Genomic DNA, 23399 nt, shown 5'->3' on the forward strand with positions numbered 1-23399 from the left:
CTCGTCACACCGTGAAGGCTCCGGCCGCCACGGGCGCGCCCGCCCGCGCCGGCCCGCGTCAGGCCGCTCCGCGCCGGCCCGCGTCCGCGCCGGCCACCGCCTTGATGCCCCGCGTGATCTCGTCCAGGACGGAGAGCTTCGGCGCGTCCTCGCCGACGTCGAACCCGGACCGGACCACGACGAGCATGTCGGCGGAGGCGGGGGAGGGGAACACCAGCGATTCCACGTAGCCGTCGTCGCCCTTCTCCGTCACCACCTTCCACCGCACCGCGTAGCCCTTCTCGCCCGCCACGGTGACGGCCTCGGACCTCAACTCCTCGTGCGAGGTGATCCTGCCGTAGGTCTTTCCGCCGTACGACTCCTTCGCGTTGACGGCGATGTCCTTCTTGGCCGCCTCCTCCGGCGTCCCGGCGGCCAGCTCCAGGGCCACCGCCGGGGCCGAGGAGACTCCGCCGCGCACACAGGTCTCGGCCGTGTCGCCGGGGCACGGGTGCGCGCCCGTCGTCACACCGGCGCCGACCGCACCTGACCTGCCCTCCCACCCCTCGGGCACCGGCAGACCGATCCCGGAGGCCAGGTCCGTGGCGAACCCCGGCTCCGAAGGCGGGGTCCGGCCGCCGGGACCCGAGCCGTCGTCCTCGCCGCCGCCCTCCCGCCCGCCGGGCCCGCCGGGGTCGGCGGACGGGGAGGAGGCCGAGGCGCCCGGTCGCCCGGCGCCGTCCTCGCCCAGCAGGTACACACCGCCCCCGGCGGCGGCGAGCAGCACCGCCCCGACGGTCACGGCCGCGCCGACGCGGAGACCGCGACGGCGCGCCGCGGCGGGCGGTACGCGGACGTGGCCGGTCCACTGCGCACCGTCCCACCAGCGTTCCTGAGCGGGGCCTTCTCCTGCGTGTCCGGGGTCTGCATACCAGCCGGGCGGGGTCATCTGGGTCACGGGGTGCACCTTATGCGGGCCGGGTGAGAATCACATGAACCGCCCGGCCCGCCCGCCCGTCACGGTGCGGACCCGCGCGGCCCCCGCCCCCGCCGCACGGACGCCTCCGCGGTCCGCGACACCGGGGGACCGCTCAGGGGATCAGCGCCCAGTCCGCCCCGACGGCGGCCGGCAGGCCCACCGCCAGCAGCCAACTGGCCAGCCGCGTACGGCCGTTCCTGCTCAGCTCGATCGCCACGCCGCACAGGATGAGCGCGAGGCCGTACACGCCGACGACCAGCACCGACGAGCGGCTGGCGATCCGCAGGGCGAGGACCACGCCCATCGCCGCCATGCCCGCCGAGGAGAGGGCGATCCGCAGCCGACGGGCCTGACGCGGCGTCAGCCGGCTCTCCCGCCGCGCCCCGGCGGCGGTGCCGTCGCCCCGTGCGGCGGGCACGTCCGGTACGCCCGCCGGGTCCTGGGTCCCCGCCGCCGGGTCCGGTGCTCCCGCCGGAGCCGGTACGCGCGCCGAGCCTCGCGCGGGGGCGGAGTCGGGCCCGTCCGCGGAGGCGGCGGTGGAAGCGGTGGAGGCCGTGTCGGCCGGCGCGTCCGGTCCGTCCGGTGCGGGCGCGCCCGTGTCGGAGTCGTCGCCAGGACCGTCCGCCGCGTCCGGGGAGTCGCGCCCGCCCGGCTCCGCCTCGTCGACGGCTATCGCGGCGTCGGCGTCCCGGTCGCGGGCGGACGTCTCGCCGCCCGGTCCGTCCTCGCGTCGGGCCCGGCGCTGGTCCTGGTCAGAAGTGCTCATGGAGCCGGATCGTAGTAGCTGTACGGCGGCCCGGTCCCCGGCACCCGGAACCCGCCCCGCCGAACCGGCTCCGCACCGCCGTGCGCCCTACCCCAGCAACCGGGGCGCCTCGGCCGCCGCGTCCACCGCGCGCCCCGCCTCCACCCGGTCGGCCAACTCCCGTGCCCAGGCCGCCAGACCGTCGATCCGGACCCCGTGCGGCCGGTCCTCGCCGTACGGCGCGAGCGCCCCCGCCCCCCGGCGCAGCAACCGGGCGCCACCGGCGGCGTTGCCGCGCGCCGCGTGGGTCAGGCCCACCGCGAGCTGCGCCAACCCCCGCCACAGCGCCCGTTCCTCCTCCGGGCCCGACTTCCACGCGTCCTCGAACACCTCGTGGGCGTGGAAGGGCATCCCCGCGTCCAGCAGCCGCTGCGCCTCCCGGAGCGTCAGCGGGGGCGTGCGGACGACCCCCTCCGGCTGCCGTTCGACGCCGGGCGCCCCGTACGGCAGCGGGCGCCCCAGCCCGTCACGCGGGCGCGCGTTGCGCGCCCGCCCCTCGGCATCGCGGTCCCTGCGTGTCTCGTCCACTACTCGATTGTGCCCCGTACCTGCAAGGAATCGGCGGAACCCTGTCGGTGGCCGCCCGCGCACGACTAGGCTCGACCGTCGACAGACTGCCACTGTGGGGAAGGGTGGGCATGAAGCCGTCCCGGCCGTTGTACGAGCGTGAACCGGAACTCGCCGCCGCTGCCGAGGCGGTGGACGGCCTGTGCGGTGCGCAGGCCGTCGGCGGGCTCCTGGTCTTCAGCGGAGAGGCAGGGATCGGCAAGACCGCGCTGCTCGCCGAGATCCAGGCGATGGCCGCGGGCCGCTGCACCGTCTGGTCCGCCCGCGGCGGCGAGACCGTCACCTCCGTGCCCTTCCACGTGGTGCGGCAACTGCTGCAGCCGGCGCTGGACCAGTTCCCGCCTGACGAGAAGCGGGCCCTGTTCGGCGACTGGTTCGAGATCACGGCGCCCGCCCTCGGGCTGGCCGAGCCGAGCGGCCCGCAGCCCGACCCGCAGGGCGTCCGCGACGGCCTGGACTACGTCGTCGGGCGGCTGGCCTCCCGCCTCAGCCACCGGCCGCTGCTGCTCATGGTGGACGACGCGCACTGGGCGGACGGCGAATCCCTCGCCTGGCTGGCCTCGTTCACCGCCCGCCTCGGCGAGCTCCCCGTCCTCGTCGTGCAGGCGCACCGCCCGAAGGAGCTGGCCGAGCGCGACATCGGCCACCTCGTCGACCACGTCACCGACCGCGGGGACGGGCGGTCCGCGGGCGGCCGGGGCACGGTCAACCTGGTCTCCCTGCGCAGCCTCACCCCCGACGCCACCGCCGTACTGGTCCGGGCGGCCCTCGGCGAGCACGCCGACGACCCGTTCTGCCGCGAGGTGTGGGCCGTCACCGGCGGCAACCCGTACGAGGCGGTCGAGCTGGTCGCCAAGGTCCAGGACCGCGACCTGCCGCCGCTGGAGGAGTCGGCCGGCGAACTGCGCGAGCTGGGCGCGTCCGCGCGCGGCAGCGGGCTCGTCGCCCGCCTGGAACGGCTCGGCACGAACGCCAACCGGTTCGCCTGGGCCGCCGCCGTCCTCGGCACCGACATCTCCCAGGACCTGGCCGCCACCCTCGCCGGGATGAGCGCGGCGGAGGCCGCCGACTGCACGGCGCGGCTGCGCGAGGCCCGTATCGTCACCGGCTTCGACCCCCTGGAGTTCGTCCACCCGCTGATCGCCACCGCGGTCTACCGCTCCATCCCGCCGGCCACCCGCACCGCCATGCACGGGCGCGCCGCCTGGGCGATCACCCGCGCGGGCCGCGGCGCCGCCGCGGCCTCCCGGCACCTCCTCGAAGTCCACCCGGACGACGACCAGGAACTGGTCGCACAGCTCAGGGAGGCCGCCGGCCAACACCTCGCCGTCGGCGCCCCCGAAGCGGCCCGGCGCTGCCTGGAACGCGCGCTGGAGGAGCCGCCCCGCCCCAAGGACCGGGCCGTCCTCCTGTACGAACTGGGCTGTGCGACGCTGCTCAGCTCCCCGCCCACCACGGTGCGGCACCTGCGCGCCGCCCTCGACATGCCGGGGCTCGACGACGGCCTGCGCGTCGACGCCACGTTCCGGCTCGCCGCCGCCTTCGCCCACAACAACCAGCTCAAGGACGCGGCGCTGGCCCTGGCCGCCGAGGCGGCGCGCACCGCGCCGGGCCCCGGACTGATGCGCCTGCAGGCGGCGCACTTCATGTGGGAGGGGATGCAGGCCGTCGAGGAGGACGGCCCGGCCCGCTCCCGGCGGCTCACCCGCAACGCCGACCACCTCAAGGGCCGCGACAACGGCGAACGGGCGCTGCTCACCCTGCGGGCCTTCGACGCCATGCTGCGCGGCGAGAACGCCCAGCTCGTCGTCGACCTCTGCGAGCGCGCCCTGATCGACGGGAGCCCGGCCCGCGGACTGGGGTGGACCGACGCCGAGTGGGGTTTCGAGTTCCCCACGATGGTGGGCATCGCCTATGCCTTCACCGACCAACTGGACCGCGCGGAAAGCCTCTTCGGCGAAGCCGTACGGGCCTTCGAGATCTCCGGCTGGAGCGGGGCGCACCTCGCGTTCGCCCACACCCTGCTCGGCATGGTCCACCGCCGTCGCGGCCGCCTCGCCGAGGCCGAGGGCTTCCTGCGCGAGGGCCTCCGGCTCGCGGACCGCGTCGGCTCCGGGCTGCCCGTCCACTGGGACGCGGCGTGCCTGCTCATCGACACGCTGCTGGCCCGCGGCCGTACCGAGGACGCCCGCGGGATCGCCGACCGGTACTCCTTCGGCCCGCCCTACCCGAGCGCGATGGTGCTGCCCGACGCCCCCTGTATGCGAGGCCGGCTGCTGCTCGCGGAGGGCCGCAAGGAGGAAGCCGTCGCCGAGCTGGAGGCGGCGGGCGCGGCTCTGGAGGCGCGCGAGCGGTACAACGGCGTCTGGGCTCCCTGGGCCGGCGACCTGGCCCGCGCCCTCGCCGAGGACGACCCGGCCCGCGCCGCCGACCTGGCCGCCCGCGCACGGGTGCACGCCGAACGGTTCGGCACGCCCACCGCCATAGGGGAGGCCCTGCGCTGCGTCTCCCTCTTCGCGCCGCCCGAGCAGGCCGCGCGGCACCTCGCGGAGGCGGTACGCCACCTGGAGACGTCCCCGTCGGCGTACGAGCACGCCCTAGCCCGTGTCGACTACGGCATCGCGATCGGCTCCCACCGCGAGCTGGCCCGAGCCCAGAAGCAGGCCATGGCCTGCGGAGCCGAGGGGCTGGCCGCCCGCGCCCAGCGGGCACGGGCGTCCATCCGGTCCTCGGAGTGAGGTAATGTTTGTCCTGCGCGGCCGCCCGGCGAAACCGGGAGGAACCGCATCGGGACGTGGCGCAGCTTGGTAGCGCACTTGACTGGGGGTCAAGGGGTCGCAGGTTCAAATCCTGTCGTCCCGACTGGAGACAGTCGCAGATCAGGGCCGGTTTCGGAGCAATCCGAAACCGGCCCTGATCGTTTCCGTCGGCCAGGTGGAGGCCGGGATCGGCGGGCCGGGGCGGTCGGGCTCGGCGTCGGTGCTCCTGTGCGCGTCCGGGCCGGGCGGCGTCCGGTGGTCCGTGGCCGGCGGTCCCGCGTGAAGGTGTGCGCGGAGTCAGCGTCGGCGGGTCAGTCCGTCGCCGCGTCCGAGTTGCGGACCTTGCGTACGTTCTCCCGCAGGCCGTGGTCCGCGCCCTGGGCGCGTTCGAGGTCGACCATCGCGGCGGGTCGGTAGTTGAGGATGTACGCGCGGCGGGCGCGGTCCGTCGTGTTGCCTCGCGAGGAGTGCAGCGTGCCGCCGGCATGGGCGACGCCGTGCCCCGCGGGGAGGGGGACGGCGGTGGCGCCGGGCTCGTCCTCCGAGCAGTCGCACTCGATGTTGCGGCCGTCGCTGGTGGGGCGGTGCGCGCGCAGGGGCTGCTCGTGGGAGCCGCGGATGTACCACATGCAGCCGTTGTCGAGGGTGGCGTCGTCGAGGGCGACCCAGAGCGAGACGGCGCGGGTGTCCGGCAGGTCGACCCAGTACGCCATGTCCTGGTGCCAGGGCGTGGCCACCGCGGAGTGCGGGTCCTTGTGGATCAGCATGTCGAAGTCGAGCACCGCGTCCGCGCCGATGAGTTCGCGGGCCGTCTCCAGGGCGCGCCGGTGCAGCGGCATGTCGCGCAGCGCCGGGTGCAGGGCGGACGGCCACATGATCTGCGTGATGTTCTCCCGCCCGCCCTCCCTCTCGCCGACGTGGCTGCCGAGGTCCGAGCGCTTGTCCCCGCTGGCTATCTCGCCTCTGAGGAAACGGTCGTAGATGTCCCGGTAGGCATCGACCTCTTCAGCGCTGAGGAGCCGGCCCACTTCGGCGAAACCGTCTTCCTTGAATGTTCGGGCCCGATCGTTCTCGGTCTCCGTCATCACCGCGAAGCCTTTCTTTCTGCGTACGTGAAAAGCGTGCTCAGATATGGCTCGTCAACCGGATTCCCGTATGCGGAGTGTGTCGACGTCGGTGCACCGGAGGACAGTTAGAACGTAATGGCAGAGGTGCGGACGGTCAATGACCGTGGTGACGGCATCAATCCGCGGAAGCGGCATCGTCCAGCACTTCGAATATCCAGTGGGAGAGTTCCCGGTCCGCGCGCCGGGCAGCGGAATCCCAACGCCGCCGCCGTTCGCTGGAGACGGGAATGCGCAATTCTTTCGGTTCCGTCTTTCCCGTTCCCGATCGGTCCGGGGAGACCTCTGCGCGTATGCGGCGGCGCAATTCGTTGCGGGACCATCCGGCCGCCTCGGCCCGGTCCAGCCAGGCGTCCTGCAGGGCCGGCGGCATGGACGCGACCTCCGCGTGGTGCTGCACGCTGAGCCCCGAGCGGCGGCGGTTCGGTGGGAACTTGCGCGCGATCCAGGCGTAGTTGCGCAGCGTTTGGTAGTCGAGGCGGGAGCCGTCGACGGCGTGGCGGTAGCGCTCCGGGAAGCGGTCCTGCCCGTAGACCAGCCAATCCCCCAACCACCACGTCGCGGAGTTGGCGGTCGCGGTGAGGGTCTGGCCGATGTTCAGCCACTCGTCGATCTGCAACCGGGCGGGGAGGCGCAGTGCTGTCGGGTCCGTACGCAGTACGGGGGCGCCGGCCGGAGCCGTGCGGTCGGCGCGGGACCTCGCCGAGACCGCGGGCGCGGGGCCCGTGGACCGCAAACCCCTGGGCACGTGCCGGGGAGGTGGCGCCGGATCGGCGCGCCGACTTTCGGCGGAACGTCTCATCATGCCTCCTTGATCAACTCGCGTCGATCGTGGTCGTCCTTCATGCCCCTGACAATGGCTGGGGTTCGATTGGCCGAGAATGAGCGGTCGACCGGCGGCCGCGCACCGGAGCGCCGCCTCAGGGCCGTCCCATCGCCCGGTACTCCCACCCCGACGCCCGCCACCGGTCCCCGTCGAGCGCGTGCCGGGCGTCCACGATCCGCCGTGCGGCGACCGCTCCGGCCAGGTCCTCGGGCGCCAGCTCCGCGTACTCGCTCCACTCCGTGAGCAGCAGCACCACCTGGGCGCCCTGGGCCGCGGCCACCGCCGACGCGGCGCAGTTCAACGCCGGGTGCGCCTTGCGGACGTGGTCGAGGGCGGCCGGATCGTGCACGGACACCACCGCTCCGCGCTGTTCCAGGGCCGCCGCCACCGCGAGTGCGGGCGAGTCCCGGATGTCGTCGGAGTCCGGCTTGAACGCCGCGCCGAGCACCGCCACCTCGACCCCGGCGAGGGCGCCCCCGACCAGCTCCCGAGCCAGCTCCACCACGCGGTCCCGGCGGCGCGAATTGATCGCGTCGACCTCGCGCAGGAAGCCCAGGGCCTGCCCGGCGCCCAACTCCTCGGCCCGCGTCCACAGCGCACGGATGTCCTTGGGCAGGCATCCCCCGCCGAACCCGAGGCCCGGACGGAGGAATCTCGCGCCGATCCGGTCGTCGAGGCCCAGCGCCTCGGCGAGACGGACGACGTCCGCGCCCGCCTGCTCGCAGACCTCCGCCATCGCGTTGATGTAGGAGATCTTCGTGGCGAGGAAGGCGTTGGCGGCGCTCTTGACCAGTTCCGCGGTCTCGAAATCCGTCACCACATAGGGAATGTCGTCGCCGAGGGGGGCGTAGACCTCCTGGAGCACGGTCCGGGCGCGCTCGCTCCGCACCCCGAGCACAATGCGGTCCGGCCGGAGCGTGTTGGCCACCGCGAATCCCTCGCGGAGGAATTCCGGATTCCAGGCGAGTTCGGCCCCGGAGCCTGCCGGCGCCTTCCGTGCGATGCGGTCGGCGAGCCGTGCCGCGGTGCCCACGGGGACGGTCGACTTTCCGACGACGAGGCATTCCCGTACGAGATGGGGGGCGAGGGAGTCCACGGCCGCGTCGAGCTGCGAGAGATCGGCCGCGTATCCGTCGGGACGCTGCGGGGTGCCCAGGCACAGGAAATGGACGTCGCCGAATTCCCCGGCCTCCTCGTAGGAGGTGGTGAAGCGGAGGCGGCCCGAGCGCACGCCCCGCTTCAGGAGGTCGCCCAGATCCTTCTCGTGGATGGGGAGTTCGGCCCGGTTGAGGCGCTCCACCTTCTCCGAATCGATGTCGAGCGCGAGGACCTGGTGTCCCGACTCCGCCATGCAGGCGGCGTGGGTGATGCCGAGATAACCACTCCCGATCACCGTCATGCGGTAGGACTTGGGCATGTTCGTGCCCCTTCGAGGTGTTGGAATGAAGGACGGTCGGTACGGACGGGCCGAGGCGGCCCGCCCCGCGCGGTCGCGCACGGGAGCGCGCGGGCGCGCGAGGCCCGCCCGGAGACGTGCGGCTCGTCGCGGACAGGACTGGGTGCGGACAGGACTCGGTACGGAAACGGCTCGATGGGGAAACGGCTCGGTACGGAACGGCTCAGAGCGGGAACGGCCCGGAACGGACACGGCCCATCCGGACCCGGCCCGCCCTCGGCACGGCCCACCACGGCCGCACCTGCCTGACGGCCGCGCCCCGCTCACGGGCGGCGCGGCCGGTGCGGATCAGACGGGCGCGTCCAGGACCGGCGCCGGCTTGACGCCGGGCCCCGGTTCCGCGCGCCGCAGCCGCCGGATCGGGGCCGTGGCGATCAGGGCGGCCGCGCACCCGGTGCTGATCAGGGCGGAGAGGAGCAGCAGCTCGTGGACGCCCACGAGCGAACTGGCCGGGCCGGCGATCACCTGGCCGAGCGGAACGGCGAGGATCGACCCCGCGATCTCGTACGCGGAGACCCGGTTGAGCCGGTCCGCGGGGATCTGGGTCTGCACGGTGGTCGCCCACTGCACTCCCCAGAACGCCCAGCCCACGCCGCTGACCGCGTACCCGAGGAGCAGCGCGGGCAGCCCGAGGTGCGGGGCGAGGCTCGCGGACAGCGGCATCATCGGGAACAGGAACATCGCCACCGCCCCGCCGAGCAGCGGTCGCACCGGTCGGGCCCGGATGGCGACCAGGCCGCCGACGACGCAGCCGGCGCCGAACGCCCCCTCCGCGTAACCGAACGCGGCGCTTCCGTGCGCCCCGGTGATCGACGCCGCGCCGAGCGGCACGACCGGGCCCCAGACGAAGACGCCGAGCACCCACCAGATCAGGATGACCGCCCACAGCCACGAGCGGGAGCGGAACTCGTGCCAGCCGACCTTCAGGTTCTGCAGGGTGGTCTCCGAGCGGTCGACGACGTACGCGCCGAGCCGCAAGCCCAGCAGGCTCAACCCGCTGGCCGCGAAGGTCGCCGAGATCACCGTGAACGCCCAGGCCGGGGAGGCCGTCGCGACGAGCAGTCCGGCGGCCGCGGGCCCCGCCATGGTGGAGACGCCCTGGGCGACCCGCAGCACGCCGTTGGCCCGTTGCGGGTCGGTGGAGACCTGCGGCACCAGCCCGTTCACGCCCGGCTGGAACATGGCGGTCGCGACGCCGCCGAGGGCCGTGATGGCGACGATGAACCACAGACCGGGCCGCCCGTTCGCGAAGGCGACGGCCGTCGCACCGATCAGGCAGCACCGCACGGCGTCCGCGCCGATCATCAGCGGTCGCGGGTGGATGCGGTCCGCGAGGACGCCCCCGAACACCACGAACAGCGCGAACGCCCCCATCCACGCGCCCAGGGCGTATCCCACGGCGCTGACGCCGTACCCGAGCGCCAGCATCGCCACCGAGAGCGCCACGGGCAGCATCGCGTCACCGAGCAGCGAGGCGATCCGGGCCGTGAAGTACAGCGTGAAGTTGCGGGTCCACAGCGGCGCCTTCGGGGCGGCGGAGGCGGATTCGGTCATCTCAGAACTCTATCCGGACGTCGTACACCCGTAGCCAGTCGTCCAGTTGCAGCGCCGTCTCCAGGACCGCCCGGCCGACCCCCTCCAGGGCCGTCGCGTCCCGCAGGCCGGCCGAGAGCAGCGGCAGGACGGGGCTGTCGCCGGCGCGCACGACGGCGTGGAGGCGTTCGCGCAGGACGCGGTCGTAGGCATCGTCCCGGAGGTTCGGGTACGGGGTCTTGACGCGCATCGCGATCCGCTCGGGCAGCACGTCGCGCATGGCGGCGCGCAGCACGCTCTTCTCCCTGCCGTCGGACGACTTCATCGACCAGGGGATGTCGAAGGCGTACGCGAGCAGGCGGGGGTCGGCGAACGGCACGCGGATGTCGAGGCCCGCGGCCATGCCGAGCCGGTCGAGCCGGTCGAAGAGCACCCGGGCATGGCGGGTCAGCGCCAGGTAGGTGACCTCCCGGTGCCGCGCCTCGACCGGGTCGGCGACGACCTCGCGCGCGCCGAGTTCGGCGATCGCCGCCCGGTGGCAGTCGTGTTCGTACGTGGCGAGGTCCAGCGTCGCGAGCAGCTTGGCGTCGAACACGGTGGCCATGCCGTCGAAGCGGCCCCGGCCTTCCGCGACCCACGGGAAGGTGTCGGTGTGCACCCAGCGGTCGAAGCGCTGCCAGTTGTATCCCGCGAAGACGTCGTCGCCGAGCTCGCCGGACAGCGCCACGGGGGAGTACGCGCCGGCGGCGCGGAACAGGCTCAGCAGTGAGGCGTACTGGTCGCCCTTGTTGATGGGGATGTCGTACGCGGCCAGGACGTCACCGCGCAGCCGCCGATCGAGGAGGTCCAGGCTCGCGAGGGAGACCTCGTGGTGGTCGGTCCCCGCGTGCTCGGCCATCATCCGTGCGTAGAGATGGTCCTCGTTGCCCGAACCGCCGTTGGAATCCTGGTCGTTGACGGCGATGCTGCGGAGCGGGCCGGTCCCGAGCGCGGCGGCCTCGCGGGCGGCGAGCGCTGTCAGGGAGCTGGAGTCCAGACCGCCGGAGAGCAGCGAGGCGGGCGGCTCCCCACCGGGCCCGAACTGCTCGGAGACCACCGTCTCCAGCAGCTCCCGGACGGTCGCGGCGGTCTTGTCCAGGCTGTCGGCGTGCTCCCCGGCCCGCAGGGCCCAGTAGACCCTCTCGACCGGCGCGCGTCCCCGGCCGATCCGGACCACGGCTCCGGGCCGGACCTCGCGCATCCCCCGGAACACGGCGTGTCCGGGCACCCGCGCGATGGAGAGGACGTCGCGGAGGCCGCCGGCGTCGACGGCCGGGGCGAAAGCGGGGTGCCGCAGGATCGCCTTCGGCTCCGACCCGAACAGGACGCCGTGCGCCATGGGCGCGTAGAACAGCGGCTTCACCCCCATCCGGTCGCGCACGAGCAGCAGCTCCTCGCGCCGCTCGTCCCAGACGGCGAAGGCGTAGACGCCCTCGATCCGGTCGACGCAGTCCTCGCCCCACCGCTGGTACGCGCGCAGCACCACCTCCGCTTCCTGGTCCGAGGTGAACTCCACGCCCAGGGAGCGCAGTCGGGAGCGCAGCGCCTGCGCGTTGCCGAGGCGTCCCGCGAACGTCACGACGGCGCGGCTCGCCGCCGTGTCGACCTCCACGGGCTGCGCGTCCGAGGGCGAGACGCTCCGGTGTCCCAGTCCGGCGTGGGCCGACCGCCACAGCCCCTGGCCGCCCGGTCCGCGCCCGGCGAGTGCCGAGGTCATGGCGTCTGTCGGGTCGGGCGCTCCGGCGGCGTGCGCGAAGTCGACCCATCCGGCTATCGCTGACATGCAAGTGAACCTATCTGGTGGGGAGTCGGGAAGGATCAGAGGCCGGCGGCCGCGGAGACGGTCTCGTCGTAGTCCCCGTGGATGTCGCAGGCGTACCACTGGGCGAGCGCCCGCATCGCCTCCGTGAGGGGAGCGGTGGGCCGCCAGCCGAGTTCGCGCTCGATCAGACCGGTCTCCATGGACCAGCGCGGGGAGATCGGCTGCTGGCTCCACTCCCAGGGCGTGCGCCGGGAGACGTCGGCGAGCAGCCCGGCGAGTTCCACTTCGCCGTGCCGGGCGGAAGCCACGTTGAGGACGGGCTGGACCGGCGGGGCGGAGAGCACCGCGCGGATCGCGTCCGCGAGGTCGCGGTGGTCCAGGACCTGGTGCACGCCGAGCGGGTCGAGCAGCAGCGGGCGGCGCGTCCAGGCCAGGTCCACCCAGCGCACGCAGGCCGTGTACGCGGGCGCGTACGGCCCCACCGGATCGGCGATCCGCAGCACCTGTACGGGGATGCCGGCCGCCTCGCCCCATTCCCGGCAGCGCCGCTCCTCCGCCCACCAACCGCGGGCCACCTCGTCCTGCGGCGCGTCGGGGCCCACCGCCTCCTCGGTGAACGCGCCGGCGCCAAGGCCCCGGTACACGGCGGCCGACCCGACGTACACCAACCGCTCCGCCCCGGCCGCGCGCGCCGCTTCCAACGCCTCGTCGAGCCCCGCGCCGTCCCCGCTGCCCAGGTGGACGGCGCAGGCGGTCCGCGGGTCCGCGCCGTCGGCCCCGTGCCGCGCCCGGAACCCCAGGTCGCCCAGGGTCCCCGCCAGTTGCCGGCCGAACCCGCCGCCGCCGGACACGCGGAGCGCGGAGCCGTCGCGGACCGGCGGCGCGGGCACGCCCCGGCGGCCCTCGTCCATCGCCGCGAGCGCGAGGTCCCGGACGGCGGGCGCCATCGCCAGCAGAGCCTCGGCGGTGTACTCCTCGCACAGCCCGCCGGGGCCCAGTGTCTCCATCACGGTGGCGGCGGTTCGCCGGTCGGGCTCCTCGGCGTCCGCGAGGACGACCCCGAGCGCGTACCCGGTCAACCACACGGCGCGGGCGATCCGCTCACCGAGCTCCTGCCGGGCGGTGCGGTGCTCCGGCGCGTCGTACGCCGCGAGGCACCCCTCCGCAGAACCGTTTCGGCTCAGCCAGCGCTCGGTCTCCACGTACTCCCAGACACCGGTGTCCGCGTCCCGCACGGCGCATCGCGCGTCTCCGTACTGGTAGAACGGCACGACCGGGAACCGGGGGCAGTCGCCCGCCCCGGCGTCGAGCGGGGTCGTCCCGTCGAACCAGGTCGCCTGCCGGAACCCGTGGTAGCTGTTCCCCGCGAGGCTGGGCAGGGCGTCGTGCTGCACCGTGCTCGGCGTGCAGAAGCGGACCGGCACCCCGCGCTCGTTGAGGAACCGCTGGACGACCACGTCGTACGGCCAGCCGCCGCCGTGCTTCTCCTGGAACTCCCCGTACTCCCGCGCGAGTTCGGCGGGCAGCATCAGCGCCTGGCACGGCACGTGCTCCTGGAGGGTGTACGCCCAGGCGACGCCGCTCAGCGCCGCCAGCCGGGCGACCGCCCCGTTGCGGGCCTCCCAGCCGCCGTAGAAGGAGATCGCCTCCCCGGCGGGCGCGGCGGCGGCCGCCCGCTCCGCGTGCTCGTAGAACCCCTCGGCGAGCACCACGTCGTCCTGGAGCACCAGGTGGTGCGTGGCATCCGGCGCGACACAGCCCCAGGACACCGGTGCGGTGCGCAGCGCGGTGGGCCGCCCCTCCGGGTCCGGGTCCGTCGTGACCAGGATGCGCCCCCGCGGATCGGCGTCGGCGAGCCGCCGGGCCTCCCGCATCCGCTTCGGGTGCGCCATCACGGCACCGCTCAGCCTGACCTCTGCCCCATGACGGTCTACAGGTCCCACATCTCCCCCTCGACAGCAGTGATGTACGAGGCCCTCCGGGGCCGCGGCACCGCTTATATTGACCACGCCTCCCTCCCGCATCAAGGTCTATACCACTCTGCCGACCGTGCCCGGCTCCCCGCGGACCGGAGCCCGAACGGCCCCCAGTGTCCCGCCGGCGGGACAGATCCCCGCGACCCGTCGCCGCCGGCCGCCCCGAGGAGTTCGCATGACCGTCCTTGCCTCCAGCCCGCCGGGACCGCCCGCCGAAGCGGTCTCCCCGGACGGCCTCACCGTCCGCGCCCGCCACCGCCGCAACCCCTACCGCTACCTGCTCTCCGACTCCGGCCTGGACGCCCTCCTGCTCGAACTCGGGCTGCGCCGCGCCGCCGCCGTCTGGCGCCACCACCACGCCGATCCCGCCGCCGCGCCGCGCGACCCCTACCCCCGGCCGGCCATGGCCTTCGTCCTGCTGGACCCCACGGCCGATCGCTGGACGCGGCACGAGGACGCCGTGCTCGGCGCGATCACCATCGGCGAGGAGGGCCACCGCTTCCTGCCGAACGCCGCGGCCAAGGCCGCCGGCCACCGCCGCATCGGCCGCAACTACGGGGAGGCCGTGCACAGCGACCCGCACCTCTGCGGTGACGGCGCCTTCCGCTACGGCCACTCCGCCGAGGTCCGCGGCCTGATCGTCGGGGCCAGCGCGCAGACCCCCGACCAGGACCTGTACGAGGCGTCGCTGCTCGCACAGGACTTCCTCGCCGCGTTCGCCGACCTCCACGCCGCCTGGGAGGGCGCCAACGGCCCCACGGACTGGTTCGCGTCCGACGACGCCCCGGCGCCCTGGACGACCGAGATGACCGCCTTCTTCGGGGATCGTCCGCCGCTCGGGTGAGAGCGGGCGGCGGGACCGGGCGGGCGGTGGTCCCGCTCGCGTCCTGGACGAGGACCTGGTCGTGCGCGCGGGGCGGCGGGGCCCGGCCCGTAGCCGGAATGAACCGGTCCGGTGCCGCTGCGCCGCCGGTCGCCTCACCGCCCGCCGCCGTCCGCCCCCGGCCCCGGCCCTGTGCGTCAGGAGCGACGCGTGGCGTCGAGGGCGGTCGCGTGCAGAGCGCTGTGCGCGGCGTCGAGGAGGCGGCGCAGCCGGCGCCCGTCCGGGGCGACGGCGGTGACGAGCGCCGCGGGCCCCGCCAGTGGTGTCAGGACGGCCTGCCCGTCCTGCGGGGCGTCGCCGTGCAGCCGGGCCGCCGGGGGACTGTCCCCGAACACCGGGTCGACGACGAGGACCTGCCCGGTCGCACGGTTGCCGGCGAGCACCGCCGGGCCGTCCCAGCCGGGCGCGCCCGGACCGTACGCGGCCTCCTGATCGAGGAGGACGTGCCCGCCGCGCCGGACGGTGAGGCGGGTTGCCACGCGGCCGGAGGGCTCCCCGGCGCGTCCGAGCACCTGTTCCTCGCGCAGCACGAGCCGTGCGGTGGGGGCGAGGTCGACGGTCCACGTCTGGCGGAGGTTGGAGCCGGCCGCGCAGATCAGCGGCCTGGGCAGCCAGTGGAGCTCCGCGTGCTCCGCGACGGTGAGGCGGACGTCGTAGGCCGCGTGCTCCTGGGTCGGCCCCCGCAGGGCGAGGGTCGCGGCGGCGGAGGTGACGTGGAGCACCGCGGCCTCGTGGACGGTGGCCTCGATGCGGAGGCGGTCGCCGCCGAGCGGGGCGCTCATGGCGCCGACGACGCAGACGCGCGCCTCGGAGCCGTGTGAGCGCGTGCGCCGGAGTTCGAAGGGCCCGTCGCCGTCGAGGACGGGCAGGGTGGTGGTGCGGCCCCGGACGGCCGCCGTGATGCGGGCCGTGGCCCGTACGCCGACGGCCGGGTTCCGGGGGGCCGGCGCGGCCCCTCGCGCGGTGAGGGTCATGCGCGGACCGCGGTCCAGTGGACGAGGCGTTCGCGGACCCAGTCGGCGACCGGCTTGACGCCGCCCTCCTCCTTGAGGGAGGTGAAGACGACGGGCAGGTCGCCGCGTTGGGCCCCGGCGTCGCGGGCCATGCCGGCGAGGTCGGAACCGACGTGGGGGGCGAGGTCCGTCTTGTTGACGACGAGGAGGTCGGCGGTGGTGACGCCGGGGCCGCCCTTGCGCGGGATGTCGTCGCCGCCGGCCACGTCGATGACGAAGATCTGCGCGTCCACGAGCCCCTTGGAGAAGGTGGCGGTCAGGTTGTCCCCGCCGGACTCCACCAGGATCAGGTCGAGCGGGCCGACCGCGTTCTCCAGGTCCTCGACGGCCTCCAGGTTGGCGGAGATGTCGTCGCGGATCGCCGTGTGGGGGCAGGCGCCCGTCTCGACGGCCTGGATGCGCTCCGGCGGCAGGACGGCCTCGCGCAGCAGGAAGTCGGCGTCCTCGCGGGTGTAGATGTCGTTGGTGACCACGGCGATGGACATCTCGGCGCGCAGGGTCCGGCACAGGGCGGCGACGGTGGCGGTCTTGCCCGAGCCGACCGGGCCGCCCAGCCCGACGCGCAGGGCGCGCCTCGTGCCGTCGGGGTGTTCGGGGGCCGCGGCGCTGTAGGTGTGGCGGTGCGGGAACTTCTCGTCGAGCTCGTGACCGAGGTGCATCTGTGCTCCTTGCGTAGGTCGTACGTCGGGTGTTCAGGACGCGAACAGGCGTACCGGCCAAGCGGCGTGCTGCTGTGCGCCGATGTCCAGCAGCGGCGCGGAGGCGGCGGGCAGCGCGTCGACCCCCTCCTCGGGGACGCGCCGCGCGGCTCGGGCGGCCGCCGCGGCGACCTGGTCCATCTCCGGCGCCAGGCGGGCCAGGGCGGCGGTGGCGTCGAACGGGTCGAGGCCCAGCAGCCGCACCGTCGCGGTGGCCGGCCCGCTGACGGTCTCGTACGCGGCGGCGCCGGCGGCGTCCAGCGGGGCCAACCCGGCCGACCGGGCGGCCAGGCCGAGGACCACGGGCTGGTGGGCGCCTCGGGGCCGAGCCGCGGCCAACCGGTCCAGTTCGGCCGACGGCCAGGAGGCGCGGGCTGCCCGCATCATCTGGCGGCCGAGTCTGCGGGCGGTGGTGCGCAGGGCCGGGGCCGGGGTGCGGGCGTCGGCGGCCTCGTCCAGCTCCAGCGGGTCGTGGCCGGTCGCGGCCGCGGCGGCCAGCGCCGCCGCGACCAGGCCCGAGGTGTGCAACCGCCCCCGGCAGAAGTCCTCCAGCGAGTCCGCGTCCCTGATCCGGCCCGCGGCCACGGCCGCTTCGGCGCCGCCGGAGTGCGCGTGCCCTCCGGCGGGGAACCGCCCGTCGGCCAGGACGAACAGCGCGGCACGGCTCAGGGGGGATCGGCCACTCGTCGTCGTCATCTCTTCCTCTGCCTTGCCTCGTGTGTCGCCGGGGGGAGTCGCGGGCGGGCTCAGAAGAGGAAGTACCTCTGGGCCATCGGCAGTTCGGTGACGTAGGCGCGGTCGACGATCTGGTCGTCGACGAACGTGGTCACGTCCGTCACGGTGGCTCCGCCGATGACGACCTCGTAGGTGTCGGGGTCGACACGGACGTCGGGGGTCGCGCTGTTCTCCTTCATGTCGGCCTTCGTGACGGCGCGCGTGTCCGTGATGGCCTTGAACCGCTTGGCCAGTTTGCGCCCCTCGGCGATCCCCTTCCCGATGGCCCGCTCGGTGACGAAGTTGTACGAGAGGGAGCCGGGGGCCAGACCGGTGGCGCCCCACACGGGGCGCGGCAGGACGGGCTGCGGGGTGGGGATGGACGCGTTGGCGTCGCCCACCTGGGCGTACGCGATCTGTCCGCCCTTGATGACCAGGTGCGGCCTGACGCCGAAGAACTTCGGCTCCCACAGCACGAGGTCGGCCAGCTTGCCGGTCTCCACCGATCCGACGACGCCGTCGATGCCCTGGGCGAGGGCCGGGTTGATGGTGTACTTCGCGACGTACCGGCGGGCGCGCCTGTTGTCGGCCAGGGGCGGCCGGCCCGCCGGCGTACTGTCCGCCGGCGTCCCGTTCTCTGGAGCGGTCCTGGGGGCGTCGTCGCTCGACTGGTCCTCCGCGAGGAAGCCGCGACGCGCCTTCATCACGTGCGCGGTCTGCCAGGTGCGCATGATCATTTCGCCGACGCGGCCCATGGCCTGGGCGTCCGAGGACATGATCGAGATGGCCCCGAGGTCGTGGAGGACGTCTTCGGCGGCCATCGTGGAGGGCCGGATCCGGGAGTCCGCGAAGGCCAGGTCCTCGGGGACGGCGGGGTTGAGGTGATGGCAGACCATCACCATGTCGAAGTGCTCCTTGACCGTGTTCACGGTCAGCGGCCGGGTGGGGTTGGTGGAGGCGGGCAGGACGTTCGGCTCGCTCACCATCCTGATCATGTCGGGGGCGTGGCCGCCTCCGGCGCCCTCCACGTGGAAGACGTGGATCGGGCGGCCGCCGATGGCCTCGACGGTGTCCTGGACGAAACCGGCCTCGTTCAGCGAGTCGGCGTGCAGGGCGAGCTGGACGCCGGTCTCCTCGCAGACCTCCAGGCACGCGTCGATGACGGCCGGGGTGGCGCCCCAGTCCTCGTGGACCTTGAGCCCGATGACGCCGGCGTCCACCTGGGCGTACATGGACGCCTTGGACATCGTCGCGCCCTTGCCCAGCAGCCCGATGTTGACCGGGAAGCCGTCCAACGCCTCGAACATGCGGTCGATGTGCCAGGCCCCCGGCGTGACGGTGGTCGCCTTGCTGCCCTCCGCCGGGCCCGTGCCGCCGCCGATGAGGGTGGTGACGCCCGAGGCCAGGGCCTCGTCGATCTGGCCGGGGCAGACGAAGTGGACATGGGTGTCGATGCCGCCGGCGGTGAGGATCCTGCCGTTGCCGGCGATGACCTCGGTGTCGGGTCCGACGACGAAGTCGATGGGCTTCGGGCCGATGCCGTTGTGGCGGACGGAGCCCTCGTGCAGCGGATCCATCGTCTCGGGGTTGTACGCCTTGCCGAGCGCGATGATGTGCCCGTCGCGGAGGGCGACGTCGGCCTTCACGACGCCCCAGTGGTCCAGCACGACGGCGCCGGTGATGACGGTGTCGGGAGGCAGCACGGCGCCTGCCTCCTCGGACGCGCCGCCGGGGTCGCGCGGGGCCACGGACTGCCCCATCGACTCCCGGATCACCTTGCCGCCGCCGAAGACCATCTCGTGGCCGCTGCGTCCGGGGCCGCCCGACCAGTCGTCCTCGATCTTGATGTGCAGGGCCGTGTCGGCGAGGCGGATGCGGTCGCGGGTCGTCGGGCCGTACCGGTCCGCGTAGTCGGCGCGGGGGAGGGGCGCGTGGGGGTCGGGCCGCGTGCGGCAGCAGGCGCAGTCGGGGTGGCCGGTCGGGGAGTTCACATCTGCTCCTTGCGGAAGGGGCCGTTGGTCCGGTCGAGCGAGCCGTCGATCTTCTCGGGAAGACCCTCGACGGGGCCGCGCAGTCCGCGGACCACCCGCTCGCCCTCGATGGGCACGAGCTCGACCTCCTCGGTGATGCCGGGCTCGAAACGCACGGAGCTGCCGGCGGGGATGTTCAGACGCCTGCCCCACGCGTCCGCGCGCGGGAACTCCAGCCCGTCGTTGACCTCGGCGAAGTGGTAGTGGGAGCCGACCTGGACCGGGCGGTCGGTCGGGTTCTCGACCGTCACCCTCGTGACCCGGCCCTCCTGCCGGTCGCGCTCGTTGAAGACCACCACCTCGTCCCCCTCGCGCGGGGAGAACTCCACCTTCCCCGGCCAGACCGCCGGCTCCTCGTCCCCGCCCGCCTCGGGGAACGGGCCGTGCACGGTGACCAGCTTCGTGCCGTCCGGGAACGTGGCCTCCACCTGCACGTTCTCGATCATCTCCGGGACGCCCTCCATCACCTCATCCCTGGACAGCACCTTCCGGCCCGAGGACATGAGGTCGGCGACGGTCCTGCCGTCCCGTGCTCCTTCCAGCACGTGCACGATCAACAGGGCCATCGCCTCGGGGTAGTTGAGCCGCACCCCCCGAGCCCGCCGTTTCCCCGCCACATCCGCCGCCACGTGCAGCATCAGGCGTTCCTGCTCATGCGTCGTCAGGTGCACAGCCACGTCCCCGCATTCGTCCACGCCCAGGGCGTCCGCCCCGAGCCTCATGTGTTCGGGCCCGACACACGCCGTCGTCGGCGGGCGGGACCGCGTCCGGGCGTCATCCCGCCCCCGGCGCAGCGGACCGCCCGTCCGGGCGGCGCGCCGTCCCCGGAGTGAGGCAACCCGACCACGCGGACGGGTCGGGACCCGAGAGTTCGTCCCCGCCGACACTCGGACGAGTGACTGTGTGCGGCGCTCCCGGCGGGAATGCGGTATAGGCGGATGCCCGGTGCGCCTCGCGGCGGTGGACGCCCGGCGCCGGCCCGTCGCCCGAAGCGGGGTCGTCGCCGAGCGAGGGGCGCGCGAGGCAGGGGCCGAACGCTCCCGATGCTCCCGACCGCGCCTTCCCCCGAGGGAGGACAGGGAGGAATCGTGTCTTCTCCCGATCTGTGCACCAAGGCGGTCCCCGTGGCGACGAACAGCACCAGAGACGACTCCCCGGCCGCCCCGGAACCGGGGCCGCGCCCGCTCGTGGGCGGGAGCGGCCGCCGCGGCGGCGCCACGGCGGTGGCCTGCGCCGTGGCGTTCGTCGGCGCGGTGGCGGCCGCGGTCATGAGCCCGCTCGGAGAGCACGCGGTGGGGGCCTTCCTCGACGAGCCGGGCTGTCCGGGCGAGGCCTGCGACGGGAAGGACCCGCGGAAGCGGGGGTGCGACGAGGACGCGCGCACCTTCAAGCCCGTCCTCGACAACCCCGCCGCCCTTCAGCTCCGCTACAGCGAGAACTGCCAGGCGGTGTGGGCGCGGGTCGAGCGGGGGAGCGAGGGGGACCAGGTGACGGCGGAGGCCGCGGGGGGAGCCAGACGCACGGCGGAGATCGAGTACGGGGGCGACAAGTTCACCAGCATGGTGCGCGTGGGCGGCGAGTTCCGGGTCACCGCCTGCGCGATCCCCCGTATCGGCGGGGAGAGCACGTACCAGCGCTACTGCGTCCACGCGACCGAGGCCAGCGCCTGGCGGTGACCCGCGGGGCGCGCCGGCCGCACCGGGCGCGCGACGTGGGAGTCGGGCGCGGCACGCCCCGGCCTGGCGCCTCGGGGCGCGCCGGGCGGTGGGGCCCGGAGCCGGTCCGGGCGCACCGTTTGCACGGGGCGCGCCACCGGGTTTCAGTGGAGGGGTCCGCACTCGCCCGTCCGGAGTCGGTGCGCCGAGACGGGGGAGAGGCCCTCGGGCCGATCAGGCCCCGCGGCGGCCGACGCCCCGACGGCAAGGAGCGACCGATGTCCCATCACCACCACAAGTCGAACGAAGAGGTCGAGGGCGACCCCGACTCCGGGCACGGCCGCGGAATGCCCCGCCGCCCGGACGAGGAGGAACTCGACGAGCGCCTGGAGAAGGACCGCGAGGAGGTGGGCCTGCCGCCGGAACCGGACGCGGAGGAGAACCCCTAGGGGGTGTCCGGCGGATCAAGGCCGGGCCCACGACGCCTGGCACGGCACGTCGCGGCGTCGCCTGAACGCCCGAATCGCTCCGCGACGAGGGCATTCCAGCGCCCTGCGACGCACCGCACCCGACACCGCGGCCTGTCCGGCCCTGTTCCGCGACACCCCTTGGCCCCCGCGGCCCCGCGGCGTCGGTCGGACGCGGTCGGCGCCTGCCCGGCCCGAGCTCAGGCCACGGTCTGCGGTTCGAGCCGTTCCGCCCCGGCGTACACGTTCATCGACGTACCGCGCAGAAAGCCGACCAGGGTCAGCCCGCTCTCCGCCGCGAGGTCCACGGCGAGCGAGGAGGGGGCGGAGACGGCCGCGAGGACGGGGACGCCGGCCATGACCGCCTTCTGCACCAGCTCGAACGAGGCGCGTCCGCTCACCATCAGCACGGTCCCGCGCAGCGGCAGCAGCCCCTTCCGCAGCGCGTGGCCGACGACCTTGTCCACGGCGTTGTGCCGGCCGACGTCCTCGCGCAGGCACAGCAGCTCGCCGTCCCGGTCGAACAGCCCGGCGGCGTGCAGGCCGCCGGTGCTGTCGAAGACGCGCTGGGCCGCCCGCATCCGGTCCGGCAGGGCCGACAGGACGTCCGGCCCGAGCCGCAAAGGGTCCTCGGCGACCGACCACGCGGCGGTGGTGCGGACCGCGTCCAGGCTGGCCTTGCCGCACAGGCCGCACGAGGACGTCGTGTAGAAGTTGCGCTCCAGGGAGGCGTCCGGGGCGGCCACACCGGCCGCCAGGCCGACGTCCACCACGTTGTAGGTGTTGCCGCCGTCGGCCGTCGCCCCCGCGCAGTACCTGATCCCCGCCACGTCCTCGGTCGCGTGCACCACGCCCTCGCTCACCAGGAAACCGGCCGCGAGGTCGAAGTCGTCGCCGGGCGTGCGCATGGTCACGGTCAGCGGTCGGCCGCCGACCCGGATCTCCATGGGTTCCTCGGCGGCGAGCGTGTCGGGCCGGTGCGACGGCACGCCGTCCCGGATGCGCAGGACGCGCCGCCGCGCGGTCACTCGTCCCATGGTGCTCTCCTCTCGTCGCGGCCCCCAGTCCCTCGCCGCCGCGCGGGCGGAGTTCCGTGCCGCACGGCCGGGAACCGCGGCGCACCCCTGACCGGCGGCGCCGGGGCGTCGGTCTCCGGATCATAGGCCGCGGCCGGTGCGCAGCCTGCGGACCGCGCCTCAGCGGGCCGCTCGGGCGCCGGTGACCGCGAGGTGCTTCGTGACCGGCCGGCCGCTCCGGGTGCTGTGGTCGCCCAGCGCGCACAGGACGTTCATCTCCGGCATGTGGCCGGCCGCGCCGCCGAGTGCCCCCGCGGACGCGCCACCGTGCGGGGCTGCGCGTCGATCTTCCCGCGGCTACGCTGAGCGCGCGCCGTTTCGTCCGTATTGCGCCTTCTGTGTCGATGGGAGTCCCCATGGCCTCAGCTCAACCCGCTGTCCCGGCGGTCGCCGCGGTCGCCCCGGAGGCCTGAGGCCATGGGCCACTGGTTCATGCTGTCCGCCACCCCCCGGCTGGCCGCCTCGGCGCTCCTCGGCGCCCTCGTCGGCGTGGTCACCGGCCTGCTCGGCACGCCCCCGCTGGGCGTCCTCTGCGGCATCGCCGCGGCCGAGACCCTCTTCGTCCTGTCCGGCTGGCTCGTGCTCTACGACATGGACGTCGCCGCCACCCGGCGCAACGTCCGCCGTGAGAAGTTCCGGCCCATCGCCGAGGAGCTGGCCGTCGTCGGCACGGCCCTGTGCGGCCTGGGCGCCATCGTGGCGCTGCTCCTGGTCGGCGGCGGCCTGACCCGCGCCGCGGCCGCCGCCGCGCTGTGCGGGGTGTTCATGGCCTGGGCGGCCCTGCACCTGATGTACGCCACCCGGTACGCGTTCATCTACTACTCGGCGCCCGAGGGCGGGATCGACTTCAACACCCCGGACCGCCCGCGGTACATCGACTTCCTGTACTTCAGCTACAACCTCGGCATGACCTACCAGGTCTCCGACACGGACGTCTCCACCTCGGAGCTGCGCGCCGTCGTCGTGCGGCACTGCCTGCTGTCGTACGTGTTCGGCACCAGCATCCTGGCGACCGCCATCAACCTCGTCGCCGGCATCGTCACCGACTGAGGGCGACC

The 23399-nt window shown here is 74.3% G+C and carries 20 protein-coding genes and 1 tRNA gene; 6 read left to right on the forward strand and 15 right to left on the reverse strand.

Annotated features, from left to right (window positions below; all coding sequences use genetic code 11):
* Positions 1-58: 58 nt before the first annotated feature.
* The 3 genes from ACZ6EJ_RS00685 to ACZ6EJ_RS00695 all read right to left on the reverse strand — a co-directional run bounded on the left by ACZ6EJ_RS00685 (position 59) and on the right by ACZ6EJ_RS00695 (position 2291).
* The gene (locus ACZ6EJ_RS00685; protein WP_469263413.1) at positions 59-937 is read right to left on the reverse strand and encodes a DUF2510 domain-containing protein; all 879 of its coding nucleotides are present in this window, start codon (positions 935-937) and stop codon (positions 59-61) included.
* A 133-nt stretch (positions 938-1070) separates the two neighbouring features.
* Positions 1071-1724 carry a hypothetical protein gene (locus ACZ6EJ_RS00690; RefSeq protein ID WP_469263414.1) on the reverse strand — a complete coding sequence of 218 codons (654 nt, stop codon included), beginning with the start codon at positions 1722-1724 and terminating at the stop codon, positions 1071-1073.
* A gap of 87 nt (positions 1725-1811) precedes the next feature.
* Entirely contained in the window at positions 1812-2291 is a 480-nt protein-coding gene (locus ACZ6EJ_RS00695; RefSeq protein WP_469263415.1) for a DUF309 domain-containing protein, read from the reverse strand.
* 110 nt (positions 2292-2401) lie between these two features.
* Between ACZ6EJ_RS00695 and ACZ6EJ_RS00700 the strand changes: the two genes are divergently transcribed.
* Positions 2402-5068 carry an ATP-binding protein gene (locus ACZ6EJ_RS00700; RefSeq protein ID WP_469263417.1) on the forward strand — a complete coding sequence of 889 codons (2667 nt, stop codon included), beginning with the start codon at positions 2402-2404 and terminating at the stop codon, positions 5066-5068.
* 50 nt (positions 5069-5118) lie between these two features.
* A tRNA-Pro gene (locus tag ACZ6EJ_RS00705) sits at positions 5119-5192 on the forward strand.
* Between the two features lie 208 nt (positions 5193-5400).
* Here the strand turns inward: ACZ6EJ_RS00705 and ACZ6EJ_RS00710 are convergent.
* The 6 genes from ACZ6EJ_RS00710 to ACZ6EJ_RS00735 form a co-directional block, all read right to left on the reverse strand.
* Positions 5401-6174 carry a phytanoyl-CoA dioxygenase family protein gene (locus ACZ6EJ_RS00710; protein ID WP_469263418.1) on the reverse strand — a complete coding sequence of 258 codons (774 nt, stop codon included), beginning with the start codon at positions 6172-6174 and terminating at the stop codon, positions 5401-5403.
* Between the two features lie 157 nt (positions 6175-6331).
* On the reverse strand, positions 6332-7018 hold the full coding sequence (locus ACZ6EJ_RS00715) for an LmbU family transcriptional regulator (protein WP_469263420.1): 687 nt from the start codon (positions 7016-7018) through the stop codon (positions 6332-6334).
* A 115-nt stretch (positions 7019-7133) separates the two neighbouring features.
* Positions 7134-8456, reverse strand: a complete 1323-nt coding sequence (locus ACZ6EJ_RS00720; RefSeq protein ID WP_469263422.1) for a UDP-glucose dehydrogenase family protein — start codon at positions 8454-8456, stop codon at positions 7134-7136.
* Positions 8457-8783: 327 nt separating this feature from the next.
* Positions 8784-10049 (reverse strand): MFS transporter, encoded by a 1266-nt coding sequence (locus tag ACZ6EJ_RS00725; protein ID WP_469263424.1) that lies wholly within the window; start codon positions 10047-10049, stop codon positions 8784-8786.
* A 1-nt stretch (position 10050) separates the two neighbouring features.
* Positions 10051-11850: an asparagine synthase (glutamine-hydrolyzing) gene (asnB, locus tag ACZ6EJ_RS00730; RefSeq protein WP_469263426.1), complete on the reverse strand. Its 1800-nt coding sequence runs from the start codon at positions 11848-11850 to the stop codon at positions 10051-10053.
* 35 nt (positions 11851-11885) lie between these two features.
* The gene (locus tag ACZ6EJ_RS00735; RefSeq protein ID WP_469263428.1) at positions 11886-13721 is read right to left on the reverse strand and encodes an NAD-dependent epimerase/dehydratase family protein; all 1836 of its coding nucleotides are present in this window, start codon (positions 13719-13721) and stop codon (positions 11886-11888) included.
* Between the two features lie 259 nt (positions 13722-13980).
* On the opposite strand from ACZ6EJ_RS00735, the gene ACZ6EJ_RS00740 reads away from it, so the two are divergent.
* Complete coding sequence (locus ACZ6EJ_RS00740; RefSeq protein ID WP_469263429.1) at positions 13981-14649, forward strand: hypothetical protein; 669 nt, start codon at positions 13981-13983, stop codon at positions 14647-14649.
* A gap of 176 nt (positions 14650-14825) precedes the next feature.
* Here ACZ6EJ_RS00740 and ACZ6EJ_RS00745 read toward each other — a convergent pair whose 3' ends face one another.
* The 5 genes from ACZ6EJ_RS00745 to ACZ6EJ_RS00765 form a co-directional block, all read right to left on the reverse strand.
* On the reverse strand, positions 14826-15662 hold the full coding sequence (locus ACZ6EJ_RS00745; RefSeq protein WP_469263431.1) for an urease accessory protein UreD: 837 nt from the start codon (positions 15660-15662) through the stop codon (positions 14826-14828).
* Positions 15659-16360 carry an urease accessory protein UreG gene (gene ureG / locus ACZ6EJ_RS00750; protein WP_469263433.1) on the reverse strand — a complete coding sequence of 234 codons (702 nt, stop codon included), beginning with the start codon at positions 16358-16360 and terminating at the stop codon, positions 15659-15661. Before ureG ends, ACZ6EJ_RS00745 begins: the two co-directional genes overlap by 4 nt.
* A gap of 33 nt (positions 16361-16393) precedes the next feature.
* On the reverse strand, positions 16394-17068 hold the full coding sequence (locus tag ACZ6EJ_RS00755) for an urease accessory protein UreF (RefSeq protein WP_469263615.1): 675 nt from the start codon (positions 17066-17068) through the stop codon (positions 16394-16396).
* A gap of 77 nt (positions 17069-17145) precedes the next feature.
* Positions 17146-19104: an urease subunit alpha gene (locus tag ACZ6EJ_RS00760; RefSeq protein WP_469263435.1), complete on the reverse strand. Its 1959-nt coding sequence runs from the start codon at positions 19102-19104 to the stop codon at positions 17146-17148.
* The gene (locus ACZ6EJ_RS00765) at positions 19101-19820 is read right to left on the reverse strand and encodes an urease subunit gamma (protein WP_469263436.1); all 720 of its coding nucleotides are present in this window, start codon (positions 19818-19820) and stop codon (positions 19101-19103) included. Before ACZ6EJ_RS00765 ends, ACZ6EJ_RS00760 begins: the two co-directional genes overlap by 4 nt.
* 411 nt (positions 19821-20231) lie before the next feature.
* Here ACZ6EJ_RS00765 and ACZ6EJ_RS00770 point away from each other — a divergent pair, with 411 nt between their 5' ends.
* Positions 20232-20819, forward strand: coding sequence for a DUF2690 domain-containing protein (locus tag ACZ6EJ_RS00770; protein ID WP_469263437.1), 588 nt, complete (start codon positions 20232-20234; stop codon positions 20817-20819).
* 257 nt (positions 20820-21076) lie between these two features.
* On the forward strand, positions 21077-21247 hold the full coding sequence (locus ACZ6EJ_RS00775) for a hypothetical protein (protein WP_469263439.1): 171 nt from the start codon (positions 21077-21079) through the stop codon (positions 21245-21247).
* Positions 21248-21465: 218 nt separating this feature from the next.
* Here ACZ6EJ_RS00775 and fdhD read toward each other — a convergent pair whose 3' ends face one another.
* The gene (fdhD, locus tag ACZ6EJ_RS00780) at positions 21466-22302 is read right to left on the reverse strand and encodes a formate dehydrogenase accessory sulfurtransferase FdhD (protein ID WP_469263441.1); all 837 of its coding nucleotides are present in this window, start codon (positions 22300-22302) and stop codon (positions 21466-21468) included.
* A gap of 456 nt (positions 22303-22758) precedes the next feature.
* Between fdhD and ACZ6EJ_RS00785 the strand changes: the two genes are divergently transcribed.
* Complete coding sequence (locus tag ACZ6EJ_RS00785) at positions 22759-23391, forward strand: DUF1345 domain-containing protein (protein ID WP_469263443.1); 633 nt, start codon at positions 22759-22761, stop codon at positions 23389-23391.
* Positions 23392-23399: the final 8 nt, after the last annotated feature.

Source organism: Streptomyces sp. NPDC041970 (genome assembly GCF_055588985.1).

What these genes read in the sequence shown, in the direction of transcription:
- ACZ6EJ_RS00775 (WP_469263439.1), top strand. Translation starts at nt 21,077, where the DNA reads ATGTCCCATCACCACCACAAGTCGAACGAAGAGGTCGAGGGCGACCCC.
- ACZ6EJ_RS00690 (WP_469263414.1), bottom strand. Translation starts at nt 1,724, where the DNA reads ATGAGCACTTCTGACCAGGACCAGCGCCGGGCCCGACGCGAGGACGGA.
- ACZ6EJ_RS00725 (WP_469263424.1), bottom strand. Translation starts at nt 10,049, where the DNA reads ATGACCGAATCCGCCTCCGCCGCCCCGAAGGCGCCGCTGTGGACCCGC.
- ACZ6EJ_RS00715 (WP_469263420.1), bottom strand. Translation starts at nt 7,018, where the DNA reads ATGATGAGACGTTCCGCCGAAAGTCGGCGCGCCGATCCGGCGCCACCT.
- ACZ6EJ_RS00745 (WP_469263431.1), bottom strand. Translation starts at nt 15,662, where the DNA reads ATGACCCTCACCGCGCGAGGGGCCGCGCCGGCCCCCCGGAACCCGGCC.
- ACZ6EJ_RS00700 (WP_469263417.1), top strand. Translation starts at nt 2,402, where the DNA reads ATGAAGCCGTCCCGGCCGTTGTACGAGCGTGAACCGGAACTCGCCGCC.
- ACZ6EJ_RS00735 (WP_469263428.1), bottom strand. Translation starts at nt 13,721, where the DNA reads ATGGCGCACCCGAAGCGGATGCGGGAGGCCCGGCGGCTCGCCGACGCC.
- ACZ6EJ_RS00785 (WP_469263443.1), top strand. Translation starts at nt 22,759, where the DNA reads ATGGGCCACTGGTTCATGCTGTCCGCCACCCCCCGGCTGGCCGCCTCG.
- ACZ6EJ_RS00720 (WP_469263422.1), bottom strand. Translation starts at nt 8,456, where the DNA reads ATGCCCAAGTCCTACCGCATGACGGTGATCGGGAGTGGTTATCTCGGC.
- fdhD (WP_469263441.1), bottom strand. Translation starts at nt 22,302, where the DNA reads ATGGGACGAGTGACCGCGCGGCGGCGCGTCCTGCGCATCCGGGACGGC.
- ACZ6EJ_RS00740 (WP_469263429.1), top strand. Translation starts at nt 13,981, where the DNA reads ATGACCGTCCTTGCCTCCAGCCCGCCGGGACCGCCCGCCGAAGCGGTC.
- ureG (WP_469263433.1), bottom strand. Translation starts at nt 16,360, where the DNA reads ATGCACCTCGGTCACGAGCTCGACGAGAAGTTCCCGCACCGCCACACC.
- asnB (WP_469263426.1), bottom strand. Translation starts at nt 11,850, where the DNA reads ATGTCAGCGATAGCCGGATGGGTCGACTTCGCGCACGCCGCCGGAGCG.
- ACZ6EJ_RS00710 (WP_469263418.1), bottom strand. Translation starts at nt 6,174, where the DNA reads ATGACGGAGACCGAGAACGATCGGGCCCGAACATTCAAGGAAGACGGT.